At 44.7% G+C, this 15,075-nt stretch carries 14 protein-coding genes; 5 read left to right on the top strand and 9 right to left on the bottom strand.

Translation table 11 applies throughout. The annotated features are described in order from the left end of the window. Positions 1-9 precede the first annotated feature (9 nt). Both SDEN_RS18865 and SDEN_RS18860 read left to right on the top strand, forming a co-directional pair. Positions 10-456: a PilZ domain-containing protein gene (locus SDEN_RS18865; RefSeq protein WP_011498044.1), complete on the top strand. Its 447-nt coding sequence runs from the start codon at positions 10-12 to the stop codon at positions 454-456. Between the two features lie 11 nt (positions 457-467). Next, a complete protein-coding gene (locus SDEN_RS18860; RefSeq protein WP_011498043.1) occupies positions 468-755 on the top strand; it encodes a hypothetical protein in 288 nt (95 codons plus the stop codon). Here SDEN_RS18860 and SDEN_RS18855 read toward each other — a convergent pair. Beyond that, entirely contained in the window at positions 734-2,533 is a 1,800-nt protein-coding gene (locus SDEN_RS18855) for a DUF885 domain-containing protein (RefSeq protein ID WP_011498042.1), read from the bottom strand. The genes SDEN_RS18860 and SDEN_RS18855 overlap by 22 nt on opposite strands. 196 nt (positions 2,534-2,729) lie before the next feature. On the opposite strand from SDEN_RS18855, the gene add reads away from it, so the two are divergent. Beyond that, a complete protein-coding gene (gene add / locus SDEN_RS18850; RefSeq protein WP_011498041.1) occupies positions 2,730-3,725 on the top strand; it encodes an adenosine deaminase in 996 nt (331 codons plus the stop codon). Between the two features lie 87 nt (positions 3,726-3,812). Here add and hemN read toward each other — a convergent pair whose 3' ends face one another. The 5 genes from hemN to SDEN_RS18825 all read right to left on the bottom strand — a co-directional run bounded on the left by hemN (position 3,813) and on the right by SDEN_RS18825 (position 8,574). After that, a complete protein-coding gene (hemN, locus tag SDEN_RS18845) occupies positions 3,813-5,186 on the bottom strand; it encodes an oxygen-independent coproporphyrinogen III oxidase (RefSeq protein ID WP_083759670.1) in 1,374 nt (457 codons plus the stop codon). A gap of 164 nt (positions 5,187-5,350) precedes the next feature. Next, entirely contained in the window at positions 5,351-5,818 is a 468-nt protein-coding gene (locus SDEN_RS18840) for a DUF2489 domain-containing protein (protein ID WP_011498039.1), read from the bottom strand. A gap of 73 nt (positions 5,819-5,891) precedes the next feature. Then, on the bottom strand, positions 5,892-6,440 hold the full coding sequence (gene yihI, locus SDEN_RS18835; RefSeq protein ID WP_011498038.1) for a Der GTPase-activating protein YihI: 549 nt from the start codon (positions 6,438-6,440) through the stop codon (positions 5,892-5,894). 55 nt (positions 6,441-6,495) lie between these two features. Continuing rightward, on the bottom strand, positions 6,496-7,167 hold the full coding sequence (locus SDEN_RS18830; RefSeq protein ID WP_011498037.1) for a methyltransferase domain-containing protein: 672 nt from the start codon (positions 7,165-7,167) through the stop codon (positions 6,496-6,498). Between the two features lie 786 nt (positions 7,168-7,953). Beyond that, on the bottom strand, positions 7,954-8,574 hold the full coding sequence (locus SDEN_RS18825; protein WP_011498036.1) for a c-type cytochrome: 621 nt from the start codon (positions 8,572-8,574) through the stop codon (positions 7,954-7,956). Positions 8,575-8,828: 254 nt separating this feature from the next. Here SDEN_RS18825 and yihA point away from each other — a divergent pair, with 254 nt between their 5' ends. Next, positions 8,829-9,488 (top strand): ribosome biogenesis GTP-binding protein YihA/YsxC, encoded by a 660-nt coding sequence (gene yihA / locus SDEN_RS18820; protein ID WP_011498035.1) that lies wholly within the window; start codon positions 8,829-8,831, stop codon positions 9,486-9,488. Between the two features lie 571 nt (positions 9,489-10,059). On the opposite strand, the gene polA is transcribed toward yihA, so the two are convergent. Then, on the bottom strand, positions 10,060-12,825 hold the full coding sequence (polA, locus tag SDEN_RS18815) for a DNA polymerase I (protein WP_011498034.1): 2,766 nt from the start codon (positions 12,823-12,825) through the stop codon (positions 10,060-10,062). Between the two features lie 386 nt (positions 12,826-13,211). On the opposite strand from polA, the gene elbB reads away from it, so the two are divergent. Further along, positions 13,212-13,877, top strand: a complete 666-nt coding sequence (gene elbB, locus SDEN_RS18810; RefSeq protein ID WP_011498033.1) for an isoprenoid biosynthesis glyoxalase ElbB — start codon at positions 13,212-13,214, stop codon at positions 13,875-13,877. A gap of 27 nt (positions 13,878-13,904) precedes the next feature. On the opposite strand, the gene glpG is transcribed toward elbB, so the two are convergent. Then, complete coding sequence (gene glpG, locus SDEN_RS18805) at positions 13,905-14,747, bottom strand: rhomboid family intramembrane serine protease GlpG (RefSeq protein WP_011498032.1); 843 nt, start codon at positions 14,745-14,747, stop codon at positions 13,905-13,907. After that, on the bottom strand, positions 14,744-15,052 hold the full coding sequence (gene glpE / locus SDEN_RS18800; protein ID WP_011498031.1) for a thiosulfate sulfurtransferase GlpE: 309 nt from the start codon (positions 15,050-15,052) through the stop codon (positions 14,744-14,746). The genes glpG and glpE overlap by 4 nt, the downstream gene beginning before the upstream one ends. Positions 15,053-15,075: the final 23 nt, after the last annotated feature.

The raw sequence follows: 15,075 nt of genomic DNA, 5'->3' as shown, positions 1-15,075 counted from the left end.
GATGACACTATGATCGTATATGAGGAGTTTTGGCATCGGGACGGTAGCCCTATCTCTGAGGGGGCTTTTGAGGAAATCAATCTTAATGATCATGATAGTCGGCGGCAGTCACAACGGATAAACTTAAGGAAAAACAATGAAATTCCGCTTAATCTTGCCTGTGACGGGGTCAGCATAAGTTTGCTGAGAATGGGCTGGCTTACACTGCAGCCTTTAGGCAGCGCCAATGTTAAAGATATTAGTCTGACTGGAATAGGCTTCTTATCGAGTCAGGCTCTGGCCATAAATGATGAAGTCATAGTTCAATTTCAGGGTATTAAATTAAGCTGTCAAATCTGTCGCCATCAAAAGGTGCAGGGTAAGTTGGCTTTTTATGGTGCCAATTGGCTCGAGCAGGGCCAAGAAAATCTGCGTATCGCATTTATTAATCATATTAGGCTGCATGTAAAACGATAAAGGGAGCAAGCATGGTTGCAACATTTCACCGTCGAGGCCCAGATCGTTTGCAAAAATTCTTCCTCTATTTGATCTTAGTTGATTGGTTATTACTGCTAGTTACCACATTAAAAATGCAGTCATTGAGTTTTTTTTATGGTTCGGTTATTGCTTTTATGTTGTTTATTTATAATCTATTTTTGGCCAATCTATGCCGTATTCGCGCAAGAAGGGCAAAAGACACCTACTTGATTTACCCTGTGGTGTTGGGTGCCTTTATCTCATTCTTATTAGTGAGTTATTTTTTCATCTTGGCTTGAGTGTCTTTAATGAGTTCATCTATTTGCTGCTCAAGCACAGACATGGGCACTGAGCCTTGTTCTAGCACCGCATCATGAAACTGCCTGATATCAAATTTCTCACCTAATGCTAGTTCAGCCTTCGCTCTTAGCCGCTTAATGATAAGCTCGCCTATCTTGTAAGATAAGGCTTGTCCTGGCCAAGAAATATACCTGTCAATCTCAGTGGTGACATTATGAAGTGATAAGGCTGTATTACTGGCCATAAAATCTATCGCTTGTTGCCGACTCCAACCTTTGACGTGCATACCTGTGTCGACCACTAAACGGGCGGCGCGCCACATCTCATAGGTTAATCGACCAAATTGGCTATAAGGGTCTTGGTAGTAACCGGCTTCTATGCCTAAATATTCGCTGTAAAGCCCCCAACCTTCGCCAAAGGCTGAGATATAACTGTAGCGTCTGAAGTTAGGCAGGTCGGCAATTTCTTTATTCAATGAAATCTGCAGATGATGCCCTGGCACGGCTTCATGCAAGGTTAGCGCTGGCAATTCATACAGGGGGCGCGTCTCTAAGGCGTAGGTGTTGACCCAATAATAACCTGGCTCATAGTCACTGTTGGCACCAGAATAACGCCCTGTGGTGTATTTGGGCGCTATCTCGGCGGGTACAGCCTCTACGCCATAGGGGCTTCTTGGCAGTTTACCAAAATATTTAGGTAAAATAGCATCGGCCTGCTTGGCTAAATAAGCCGCCTCTTTTAATAGCGCTTTGGGGGTCTTGGCATAAAATTGCGGGTCAGTGCGTAAAAAATGCAAGAAGTCGGCAAAAGTGCCTTTAAACTTGAGTTCTGTGACAATTTGTTGCATTTGCGCCCGAATGCGCTTCACTTCACTTAAGCCTAAGTCATGAACCTCATCGGCGCTCATGTCCACTGTGGTGTAGTGTTTGAGACGATTAGTGTAAAAGGCGCTACCAAAGGGTAAGGATGAAGCAGCTATATCACGCCTTGCTTGAGGGATGTAGCTCTCGGTCATAAAGCGGTAAAAGTCTTGGTAGGGAGGCAATACCTTAGTTTCGATGGTGTGATTAGCCTCGGCTATAAGGGCGCGTTTTTCGGCTTCGGTGAAATGGGCTGGGAAGTCGTTGAAGGGCTGGTAATAAACGCTTTCTTCTACGGGGACGATAAAGGCGCTAATGCTGTTTTCAAATCCTTTCAGTACCGCTCTTGGCTGGGTTATCCCAGATTTTATGCCTTTTTTAAGCCAATAGGTTTGCTGAGAAAAATACTTAGGCAGGGCACTTAAGCGCGATAAATAATCGCGATAATCTTGCATACTAGTGAAGCGGCCTCGGGTAATGGCACTGATATCGGCGTGAAAGCCGCTTTCTGCTGTAAGCGGTAGGTAGTGATCATGATAGCGATATAAATCAATATCATTATCTAGCTGATACTTGAGTATTAATGCATTGGTTTTATTGATTTTTGATAATAGGCTAGTATCAATTTGTGCTAGCTCTAGAGCTAAGGCTTGGGCGCGCTGATTATGGCTTAGCAAGGTTGCGGGTGAGAGGTCGGCTAACTTGCCTGATTGGCTGTTATCACCGAATGCGGCGGCCAGTTGTGGATCTTTTTCTAATTGCAACTGCCAAGCTTTAGCGATAATGTCTTGTAATTTATTGTCTTGGTTAAATTTTGTAATGTTATCTACTTGGGCTTTGTCGGTGACCACGGGGGTTGAGCCCCCTTGGCAGCCCCAGAGAATGATGAGTAATAGCGGCGTGAGTCGTTTTAACATGCTGAGTCTGATCCTATGACAAGATAATACCAATCCGCATTCTAACTGGTTTGGCGATGGCCGTCCTGTTTCAAACAGTTAAGACAATAAGTTGAATGACATCGGCAAATAATTATAACAATACGTGTTAGACTTATTGGGCTGACCTTGAAGACAAAATATAAGTATTGGCAAGGCGATTTTATAGGGGTTCATTATGATTGATAAGTCTATTCCGTTGGTTGATTTGCACAGGCATTTAGACGGAAACGTAAGAGTGCAGACAATTTGGGAGCTTGGCCACCAACATGGCATAGCATTACCGGCACAGTCACTGGCTGAACTTGCACCTTTCGTGCAAATTCAGGGTAAGGAAAATAGCTTAGTTGCATTCTTGAAGAAGCTAGACTGGATGGTCGCAGTGCTTGCAGATCTTGATGCGGTTAAGCGGGTGGCCTATGAAAATGTTGCCGATGCGGCATTGTCTGGCTTAGATTACGCCGAATTACGTTTTAGCCCTTATTACATGGCGATGAACCATAATTTACCTATCGAAGGTGTGGTCGAAGCTGTGATAGATGGTGTTAATGCGGGGCTTAAAGATCATGCGGTTAAAATTAACCTGATTGGTATTATGTCGCGCTCATTCGGCCAAGAAAAATGTCTTTTAGAATTAGAAGGCTTGCTGGCCCACAAAGACAAATTAGTGGCGATGGACTTAGCTGGCGATGAGCTAGGTTTCCCAGGTGATTTATTTAATGACCATTTTAAGCGGGTGCGCGATGCCGGCCTTGCCATTACCGCTCACGCGGGAGAAGCAGCAGGCTCAGAAAGTATGTGGCAGGCGATCCAGACTTTAGGCGCGACGCGTATCGGTCATGGTGTTAATGCGATTCACGATCCTAAGTTGATGGAATATTTAGTGAAGCACAAGATAGGTATCGAATCTTGCCCAACCAGTAACCTGCACACCTCGACCGTGGACAATTATGATGTTCATCCACTGCGCACTTTCTTGGATGCGGGAGTGTTAATTGGTTTGAATACTGATGATCCCGGCGTGAGTAACATCGATATTGCTCACGAGTATCGCGTGGTTAAGTCAGAGATGGGCTTTAGTGATGCGCAGTTGGCTCAATTGCAGCGTAATGGTGTTGAGATGGCATTTATGTCAGACAGTGACCGTAAGGCGTTGTACGCCGCTAAAGCCTAAAGCCTAAAGCCTAAAGCCATATAGCAGCATTAGCATAATAACGCCGACGAAAGTCGGCGTTATTGTTTGTGTGGAAAATGGTTAGGTTTAAATCACTCGCGAAAACTGCTGTTGGCGGGCTTTTTGGCGGAAGTAAATATCAAAGCACATGCAAATATTACGAATAAGTAGCCTTCCTGTGGCGCTAATGGTGATGCGTCTATCTTGCATGCTTACCAGCTTGTCATCGATAAAAGTCTTTAATAGATTCATATCTTCACTAAAGTAAGCATCAAAATCTATTCCAAGCTCGGCTTCAATACTGGCAATATCTAATTCAAAATGACAAATCAGCTGCTTTATCACGATACGGCGAATTTCATCATCACGAGTTAGGCTACAGCCCTTCCATAACGCATGCGCTTTGGTATCGATAGATTGGTAGTAAAGCTGTAACTCTTTTTGGTTTTGCGCATAACAATCGCCGATCTGGCTGATGGAGGAGACGCCGAGCCCAAGCAAGTCACATTCTTCTTGAGTGGTATAGCCTTGAAAGTTGCGGTGTAGCTTACCCTCTCTTTGTAACCTTGCCAGTTCATCATCAGGCTTAGCAAAATGATCCATGCCAATAAACTGATAACCCGCAGCAGTTAGTGACTCGATAGTCTGGTGTAAAATGTCCAAGCGCTGCTGAGCTGTGGGTAATTGTTCATCTTTGATCTTACGCTGGGCGGCGAAACGTGAAGGTAAATGAGCATAATTAAACACAGACAGACGATCGGGAGACAGCTCAATAATGCGTTTTATGGTCTTAGCAAAGCTTGCCGGTGTTTGCAGCGGCAGACCGTAAATCAAATCCACATTGGTGGACACAAAGCCTAAGTCTTTAGCCCGAGCGATAAGATCGAAAATGAACTGCTCGTCTTGCTCACGGTTGACCGCTATCTGCACTTCTTTATTAAAATCTTGTACCCCCACTGAAATGCGATTAAAACCCGCTTCTTTGAGGGTATCGAGCATGCTGAGCTCGATTTCTCTTGGATCAATCTCAATGGAGAACTCGCCTTGGGAGGCAAAATTGAAGTGCTGCTTTAATAATGCCGTTAAGGATAATATTTGCGCCGGAGTTAAGAAGGTCGGCGTGCCGCCGCCCCAATGCATCTGGGTTACTTGATAATGCTTGAATAATGGTGCTCGTTTGATGATTTCGCTGGCAAGGTATTCTAGGTACTGATCTGCCTTGTGTGCATGGCGAGTGATCACCTTGTTACAGCCGCAGTAATAACATAATTTGGCACAGAAAGGGATATGTATATACAAGGATAAAGTTTTGCTTTTGCTGGTTTTTATGGCCTCAAGCAGATTATCTTCTGTGAATGAGTCATCAAACTCCAACGCCGTGGGGTAAGAAGTATATCTTGGGCCGCTGTAATTGTATTTTTCGATCATCGACTGATCCCAAGCAATATGAGTGGGCTGCATCAAGTAACTTCTCCAGTAAATTAGCAATAGGCGAAGTATGCAGGCTTAATCAGTAAATAAACTTGATCTAGGTTGTAAAATGAAGATTTATTGTGAGAAAGAAGCGAGGGAATTGAGACTAGGGTGGAATTATCTCCGTTTGCATCACTTCACAGCCTTACAATCTAGTGGGATGCAGGCCAGCTGAGATCTTTAAGTTTGTCGGCTTCGGCTAAAATAGCGTCTTCGAGTTCGACTTCTGATTTCATTCTTAGTAAGTCGAGTTTCATTCTTTCTTGTTTGGCTAGGGCTTTACGAGCATCCATGATGGGATGGGAGCCGATGCGCTGGTAATGCAAAAATAGTGCGGGATAGTCGCCGCTTACCCGTTCGGACAAAGATAAAATGTCCAATAGTTTACCTATGCGGACTACCCCTTCCGATAGTTCACATCTGTCTTCCAGCATGGCGGCTGCAATATAACGAATATCGTCGATAATTTGTTGGCGCTTGGTTTGAGCTTCTGCTTGGCGTGCTAGCTCTGCTGCTAATTTAGCTTGCGTCTGTCGTTTGAGCTTAAGCAACAAAAACAGGGCATAGGCAGCAAGGGGAACAAGGATGACTAAAGCAAGAATAAGCAGATACACAGGCACAGTGAGTCCTTTTCGTTACTAAAGGGAATAGTAGGGCATTACGGATAATGCCCTAACATAGAACAGGCAGAGACTAGTCTTTGGTTAGGTAGTCTTTTAATAGGCTTTCACCAGATTCGAAACGAGACAATAAATCTTCATCAGAAGAAGATTTATGCTGCTTTGCCGGCATGTCATCGGCATCTGTAATGCCTAGATTTTTCATTAATTGTTCAATCTTAGTTAATTGGCCATCTAACCACTTCTGATCGGCATCCGAGAGGTCACGGCCTTCTTCTAGCATGTCTAGCAGGCTGTTTAGTCTAGGATCTTCTTCAAGTTTAAGTAGCTTTTGCTCATCGCTGAGCTTTGGCTGAGGCGTCTTGGCCTTTATGGGCTCGGCTATGCTCGTGGGTAAGTCTAAGGCCACTGGCTTTTTACTGCCGTGACGTGGATCTTTTTTCTTAGCCTGAGTACCGTTAGGAGACTGTTGCATCAACAAGGTCTCATTGTGGCGGCCGCCAGATTTACGGCCTGTTTCTGCCCGTTTGCCATCAACCACTTTACGGTCTTGCTTCTTGACTCTAGGGGCTAGTTTGGGGGCGTTTTCGCCGCCCTTGCGTGTTTTCTTGCTGCGAGCCATGTGATTCTCGATTAATAACTAAAATGGTCACAATAGACATTGTATCTACTGGACACTAAATAAGGATGGGCTTTATACCAGAGTTTGCTGCTTTTTGCATCAAAACTAATTCTTTCGCGGCAAATAATAGCTTAAATTGCCCCTGAGTGGCTAGGTATTCGAAGGTTTTGTGCTGATAGAAGCTGACATGGGCCGGATTATTCTTATGATGCCATTTAGCAAAATGGGATTTATCCGTCAGCAGTGCGGTGCCGATTGCCAGCCAACCTTGAGGTTTAACTAGGCTGGACAATAAGGCCCATTGGTTTAATGGCCGCTTAAAACTCTCAAATACTTTATAGCTACACACGAAGTCATATTGCTGTTGCAGCACGGCCTGTTCGGTTGCCTTGAATGGGTCGTACTGCAGCAATTGGTGGCCACTGGCTTGAATTTTGTCTATGCAATGCTGGTCTAAACTATGGCCGAAGTTCAACCCCAAGAGATTATCGCCGGTTAAGTCACTGAGTTGAGATAGCAAAGGCAGCACAAATTGCGTTGCTTGGCGCTGCTGGGCTGCTTTTTGTTGGCGTCCATAGCTTTGAATTGGCGTTGATGAGTTGGATGGCATTCTGTGGTCGCTGGGGTCGACAAACACAAATGCACATTGTGGGCAGTCGAAGAAAGCCCTTTTCTTATCTTGAAGAAATAGCGTGGCAGCGTGCTTACACAGTGGGCATCGGGTCATATAGGGATCGGCTTTGGAAGGGTAAGAGTGATTCTACTGATTTTTCGACATAAAAAAAGGTGGCAGTAAACTGCCACCTCGTAAACAGTGCTTAACGCACTCTATTCTGATTCCAAGTATCCATACTTGCTATGCGACTTTCCCGGTCAGTATCCTTCTTTTTTTTGGTGCTTTCCTTGCATATTGTTTTTATTGGTCTTCATGACACTTTATGGCTATTTAGTTGTCTTCCTGACAACCTTTGGTTCCGTAGATGGTCTCAAGGACGCATCGAGTCTTTCTGTTGTCATCAATGACAATAATCAACCATCCATGTTGCTATGTGCTTTCAATGAAAACTGTAGTGGACAGTACATTAAAAAAAATGGTTTTTTCAATGTAGATTAACTAAATTTTCAGTTAATCATGTCTAAAAGTTTACATTGTGGTGTAAGGCAGTGCTAAACAGCAAAGTGACCAAATTGGGTCGAGTCCTTACAATCAGTTTGACTAGGATTTCAAGTTGAAATCACGGCTCTATTATTTTATTAGCGAGCTGTCAGTAACTATTATTGTTATGCGATTATTTTATTCTTATATCTTAAATTTTATTGTGACCAAGACCTGTAAGTTGTTATTGATATTCTTATACAAACAGCTGGGTTTACCTTGGTACGGGAGCTATTTAACCCTAAAAGGGTGAACACTGTCAAGCAAAACGTCAGTAAGTTGACGTAAACGTCAACAAAATAGCGTAAAAAATGAGCGGAGCCGCTCATTTTTCATACTACCCAAGTCAATTAAGGCTTACTTAATGCTTGAAATATATTTAGATAATGCTTCTATGTCGCTATCAGTTAATTTTTTAGCGATATCTTGCATCATGCCGTTCAAATCATTGTTACGGCTGCCGTCACGGAACTTATTGAGTTGGATCTTGATGTAATTGGTGTGCTGCCCCGCTAATGTTGGAAAACCTGCTGCGGCAGCGCCCTTACCATCTGGGCCGTGACAAGCGATACAACCGGTAATACCACGGTCGGTATCACCACCTTTGTATAGGCTTTCACCTAATGCAGGCACATCGGTAATGGCAACCGCTTGAATGGGGTTGCTCGCAAAAAATGCTGCCAAATCAGCAATATCTTGATCGCTTAACGCCATAGTCATACCGCCCATGATAGGGTCCATACGACCTTCTTTGCCACCAGACATTGCGGCAGAACGAAAATCATGTATTTGTTTTTCTAGGTATGACGCGTGTTGACCTGAAATCTTAGGGTACATGTCTATCATGCTGTTTCCGTCAACACCGTGACAGGCTGAACAGATAAGGGCTTTGGTTTTGCCCGCTTCAGCATTACCTTCGGCGTTTGCAGGCGATGACATAGCGGCAACTACAGACAGCGCAAGAGCTAACTTTTTCATGGCGTTCCAACTTATTGTTAAATTATTGTCCTGAGCTTACTAGGAGGACCTGCAAGCGTGGTAAAATACATATATTATGCTCGAAATAATATTTTACACGAAAACGTGTAAAAGTAAGCAATTGTTCAATAATTATGGTATTGCATCATCAGAGTTGTGACACCATAAGTGTTCTTATACCTATTATTATGAAGCGGTCATTGTTGCAATCAAGACCTCTCTTGATGGGGATTTTTATTTAATCGGAGTTAACAGTGTCAGAATCTATTATGGATTTCCGCAGGGCCAAGTTTTTAATCAGTGCGCCAGATATTGCTCACCTTAATCAATATTTACCGGGTGACGTTGGCGTAGAAATCGCCTTTGCAGGTCGCTCTAATGCCGGTAAGTCCAGTGCTCTCAACGCACTGACAGAACAGAAAAGTCTTGCCAGAACCAGTAAGACACCGGGTCGTACCCAGCTAATCAACGTGTTTGCCTTAGATGATGATCGCCGTTTAGTGGATTTGCCTGGTTATGGTTTTGCCCAAGTTCCCTTGGCTTTGAAGAATAAATGGCAGCAAGCTTTAGGTGAATACCTGCAAAAAAGAGCCTGCTTAAGCGGCGTTGTGGTATTGATGGACATTCGTCATCCATTAAAAGATCTCGACATGCAGATGATCGAGTGGGCAGTTGCCAGTGAAATCCCGGTATTGGCGTTACTGACTAAGTCGGACAAGCTGGCTCAAAGTGCAAAAATGAAAACAGTTAACGAAGTGCGTAGTGCGTTAGCGGACTTTGGTGATTGGGTGAAGGTTGAGCCATTTTCATCGCTTAAGGGAACGGGCAAGCCTAAGGTGTTGAGCATTCTTAATGAATGGTGCCACCCACAATGGTTGATGGATGCCATGGCACAAGAATCACCAGAAGATTAATCAGCGCTTTCGAATTCGATTAGTACAATCGGCATAGGCCAGCATAGTTGCTGGCTTTTTTTATGGCTGCAGACATAAAAAAAGCAAAAAAAAACCGACGACCTAAGGTCATCGGCAAAAAATATAGCTCTTTTGGGGAAAGCTAAATTCAACAAGACTCAAGTGCTATCAATTCATTCGACAACCCTCAATGACCAGAGAATAACCTGTTTCTCACTAAAATAAAACACTTTTTAAAGTAAATGCTCTAAATTTTATTCTGGGCAAAAAAAAGCCCCAGTAATCGCTTACTGAGGCGCCATATTTGGCTGTCACTATTGCTAGTGATTTAAAAAAGGTTTGAAAGATTGAACATCTTAACCTCTGTACCCTACGCCGAGAATAATACTGTATTTGCCGTGAAATGAAAAACAGTTTTTCAAATAAAGCGCTAATACTGTGGCAGACTTCAAGTTTTATTTGGACCTTGGCGAGTGGTTATATTAAAAAGCCTGCCGTCCTCATTATGAGGGCGGCAGGCTTTAAATAACTATTTATTCATTTTAAAACAGTTGCTTAACCACTCTGCAATCTAGTGGGCTTCATCCCAATTATTACCAATGCCCGCTTCTGCCAATAGGGTGACATCCAAATCGGCGGCTTGTGCCATGAGTAAGCAAATTTTGGCTTTTAATGTTTCAGCTTGAGCTTCATCCACTTCAAACACCAGTTCATCGTGTACTTGCATGATCATGGTTATTTCACCTTGGGTCTCGGTCTTGATCCAGTTCGCTATGTTGATCATGGCTTTCTTGATGATGTCAGCGGCCGTGCCTTGCATTGGGGCATTAATGGCAGCCCTTTCTGCAGCTTGGCGGCGCATGGCGTTACGATCGCGAATTTCTGGTAGATACAGGCGGCGGCCAAACAGGGTCGATACGTAGCCTAATTCGGCTGCGCTAGCACGGGTCTCTTCCATATACTGTAATACCCCAGGATAGCGGGCGAAATAAGTGTCGATATAGGTTTGTGCTTCGTTGCGAGGAATATCCAGCTGCTTAGCCAAGCCAAAGGCCGACATGCCATAAATCAAACCGAAGTTGACGGCTTTTGCACGGCGCCTTTGCTCTGTGGTGACTTCTTCAAAATGTGCGCCAAAGACTTCCGCTGCGGTGGCTCTATGAATATCTTTACCTTCGGCAAAGGCGGTGAGTAGGCCTTTATCTTGGGATAAATGTGCCATGATCCTTAATTCAATTTGTGAATAATCCGCCGCTAAAATTTTACGCCCAGCCGGCGCGATAAAGGCTTGTCTGATGCGGCGACCTTCTTCAGTGCGGATTGGAATGTTTTGAAGGTTTGGATCGCTCGATGATAAGCGCCCCGTCGCGGCATTCGCTTGATGGTAGCTGGTATGCACTCGCCCCGTGGTGCCATTGACCATTAACGGCAGTTTGTCCGTGTAGGTACTCTTAAGTTTGGCTAAGCTGCGATGAGCTAAGATAATCTTGGGCAAGGGGTAGTCTAAGGCGAGTTCGACTAACACCTCTTCAGCCGTCGATGGCGCACCTTTGGGGGTCTTCTTGATGATAGGGTATGCCAATTTTTCAAAGAATAAGACTTGCAACTGTTTTGGCGACCCTAGGTTAAATTTCTCACCGGCTATCTCATAGGCCTCAAGTTCTAACTTATCAATCTTCTGCGCTAGTTCATCACTTTGCTGACTTAATAGCATAGGGTCTATAAGTACCCCTTGGCGCTCGATATCAGATAAAACTTGAATAAGTGGTAATTCTAATTCGGTGAACACTTGGGCCAGTTCTGGCTCTTTCTCAAGCCTTGGCCATAAATGTTGATGCAGACGTAAGGTAATATCGGCATCTTCTGCGGCATAGGGCGCGGCGGTGTCTAAATCGATTTGATTAAAGGTCAGCTGTTTCGCGCCTTTACCGGCAACGTCCTCGAAGCTAATGTTCTTATGGCCTAAGTACTTTAAGGCAAGCCCATCCATATCATGGCGGGAGGCGACCGAATTAAACACATAGGACTCCAGCATGGTATCGAAGTGCACGCCTTTAAGCTTGATGCCCACATTAGCGAAAATGCTGATATCGTACTTTAAGTTTTGGCCTACTTTAGCTGGGTTGTCACTTTCCAGTAGCGGCCGCAGCTTCTCAAGGGCGGTTGCCATGTCTATTTGGCTCGGAGCATCTAAATAATCATGGGCTAACGGCAAATATGCGGCTTCGCCTGCTTCGATGGCGAATGAAATCCCCACGAGCTTAGCATCCATGTAATTTAAGCTGGTGGTCTCAGTGTCTATGGCAATGAGTTTGGCTTGGCTTAACTTTGCAATCCAAGTATCTAAGTCATCGAGGGTTAAGATGGTGTGATACTTGGCGCTAATGGCCTCAACGGGAGCCATCACTTCGTCAGACTCAGCATTGGATGATGTTTTAACTTGGGTTGGCGCTTTATTATCTAATACTTCAGCTAGCCAGCGTTTAAACTCCATTTCACCATAACAGGCGATAAGCTCATCTTTATTATGCGGCTTCACCGCAAGAAGATCCCAGTCGGGATCCAACTCCACATCGGTTTTGATGGTGGCCAGTTGGTAGGAGAGTTTAAGCATGTCAGCATTGTCGATAATTTTTGCTGGCATGGTTTTAGCGCCCCTAAAGCCCACTTCAAGGACGCTTTGGGGATCGGCTAATAGTTTTTCTACACTGCCAACTCCGTTTAACATGGCCAGTGCGGTTTTTTCACCAACACCCGGTAGACCTGGAATGTTATCGGATTTATCGCCCATCAGGGCTAAGAAATCTATGATAAGCTCGGGGCCCACACCAAATTTAGTGGCCACTTCTTCAGGCCCCATTATGGTGTCTGTCATGGTATTTATCAGGGTGACATGTTCATTAACCAGCTGCGCCATGTCTTTATCACCTGTGCTTATCAAGGTGGCACGGCCTTCGGCGCTGGCACGCTTGGCTATGGTGCCTATGACGTCATCGGCTTCAACCCCTTCGATACTGATAAGCGGTAGGCCTAATGCGTGGATTATTCTATGCAAAGGGGCGATTTGACTGCGTAAGTCATCAGGCATGGGTGGGCGCTGCGCCTTGTACTCGCTGTACATATCATTTCTAAATGTTTTACCTTTGGCATCAAATACCACGGCAATGTGACTCGGATGATAACGGCTCATTAAGCTGCGAAGCATGTTGACTACACCGTATACCGCTCCCGTGGCTTCACCCTTAGAATTGGTTAGATGTGGTGGTGCGTAGTAAGCGCGATAAAGATAGGAAGAACCATCCACAAGGACGAGGGGGTTTTCTGGGATTATTGGCATAATTTGAGTTCATTATCAGTCAGCTGAGATAGCGTTAGCATGCCACAGACAGAGCTTTTCGGCCACGGCAAATTAAACCGCAGCCTGTGGATAAGTCTGTGAGTGGAATAATCAACATGCTGGAGTAGTTTTAAATGCGACTGGAAATTAAAATTATAAGGTGTTGAATTTAATGGGTAAAAATAATTTTTGTGAGTGTTATTATAATTTTGATAAAACATCCTTATTTGTGGATTTTTTTATTCTCGAGCTTAAAAATGTAAACTTCTTGGCTTTATTTTGAAGTCTTGATAAATTCGAGCAACTAAATTAGCACGATTTTTAATCAGATCAAGTAATTTGTTGTCTTACTGTTAAAATAACTTGATATAACGAGGGACGTTTTAATGAAAAATGTTGCTGTTTTGCTCAGTGGTGCCGGTGTCTTCGATGGTACTGAGATCCATGAGTCGGTGTTAACCTTACTCGCCTTGTCTCGTGCTGGGGCGCATTATCAATGTTTCGCACCGGATATTGAGCAGATGCACGTGGTCAATCATCTTACCGGAGAGGTGGCGACTAATGAACGTCGTAATGTGTTAGTGGAGTCGGCTCGCATCGCTCGCGGTGAGGTGCTTAATGCTAAGTCTTTAGACGTGAGTGAATACGATGCCTTGATTATCCCTGGCGGTTTTGGTGCGGCTAAAAATCTGTCTAACTACGCCATTACTGGCAGTGATTGCACTGTGAATCCCATAGTTGCGGTATTTATCCGCGAGTTTGCCCTAGCGGCAAAGCCGGTTGGCTTTATTTGTATCTCCCCTATGATAATCCCAAAAATCTACGGACATGGCGCTAAGGCGACCATAGGTACAGACAGCGCTAGCGCGCAGGCGTTTTCTGAAATGGGCGGTAAGCACATAGATGCCAAGGTTGATGAAATCGTGGTTGATGAAATCAATAAGATAGTTAGCACGCCCGCTTATATGTTGGCCGGTTCCATCGCAGAAGCCCATACTGGTATCGAAAAGCTGGTGGCGCGGGTATTAGAAATGAGTGAGCCTCACGTTTAGATCCGAGTTAACTTTGCTTAATCAAGGTTAGCTGGCTTTGAGCTTGCGGCTGTCAAAGGCCGCTTGTGTCAGCCCAATAAGCAAACCACCAAGATGAGCGCCATTGGCTATGGGCATGCCGAGCAGATCGGTAAAGCCAAGCACTAACCACAACATCATAAAACCCATGTAGGAATCGGGAAGTTGTAGCCCAGATTGTGGTCGCCTCTTGCCCATTAACCAAGTGTAACCCACTAGGGCATAGACGACTCCAGAAAGCCCGCCAAAATTGGGGCCACTAATAAAATACTGCAATATATTCGGCAGAGTGCCGGCAACCAGCAATAACACCAGCAGCTTTGGTGCACCGAGTCTTAACTCAATTTTCCCGCCCAAGTACCACCACCAGAGTAAGTTGAACATAATATGTAGAAGGGAAAAGTGCAGTAGACTGGGGGTAAATACCCGCCACACCTGAGTTAAATCAATCGCTTGAGTGGCGCCAAAAAACGATAAGCTTGTATATACCAGTTCGAGTAAGCCGAAGTTCATCAGGGCAAATAGCAGCAGGCTTATTGCAAATACCCCTAAGGTCAGCGGCCCAGACTGAGTGATAAAGTGTTGTACTAATCCTAGCCCAGCGGCGCCGTAATCCAACTGTGCTTTAGTATCACCCGAGTCCCATGAGGCTTTCAAATAACGATCGGCATAGGGTTCAGCCAAAAAGCGTTCGAACTCGGCTTTTGCTTGAGCTTGTTGCTCGGCGTTGTGAATAACCAGCATGACACCTTGCTCATTGGACACAGGCTCACAATCAATCCCAATACCTCTGAGATAATCGATAAATGCCTGCGCCGCACGGGCATTGTCAAGCTGGCCAATGGCTATCATGAATTAGCAAGGCTCCAGGCGCTGTAGCCGCCATCTAGGCTATAGACAGCATCGAAGCCCTGCTCATGCAAATAACTGGCGGCGCCTTGGCTGCTCATGCCGTGGTAACACACCACCACTAGAGGTTTATCCATATCGGCATCGGCAATAAAATGGCTGATATTTTCATTGTTCAAATTGATTGAATTCGCTATGTGTCCCGCTTGGAAGCTGGCGGCATCACGGATATCGACAATTTGTACGTCACTTGACTCTTGGGTCATGTGGATCAGTTGATTGATGGATAAATGCGTAAAAGCTGACATGTGAACCCTAAAAAGCAATAAAG

The sequence above is a fragment of the Shewanella denitrificans OS217 genome, assembly GCF_000013765.1.
In the GTDB taxonomy this organism is placed as follows: domain Bacteria; phylum Pseudomonadota; class Gammaproteobacteria; order Enterobacterales; family Shewanellaceae; genus Shewanella; species Shewanella denitrificans.
This window is presented reverse-complemented; position numbering and strand designations above follow the sequence as displayed.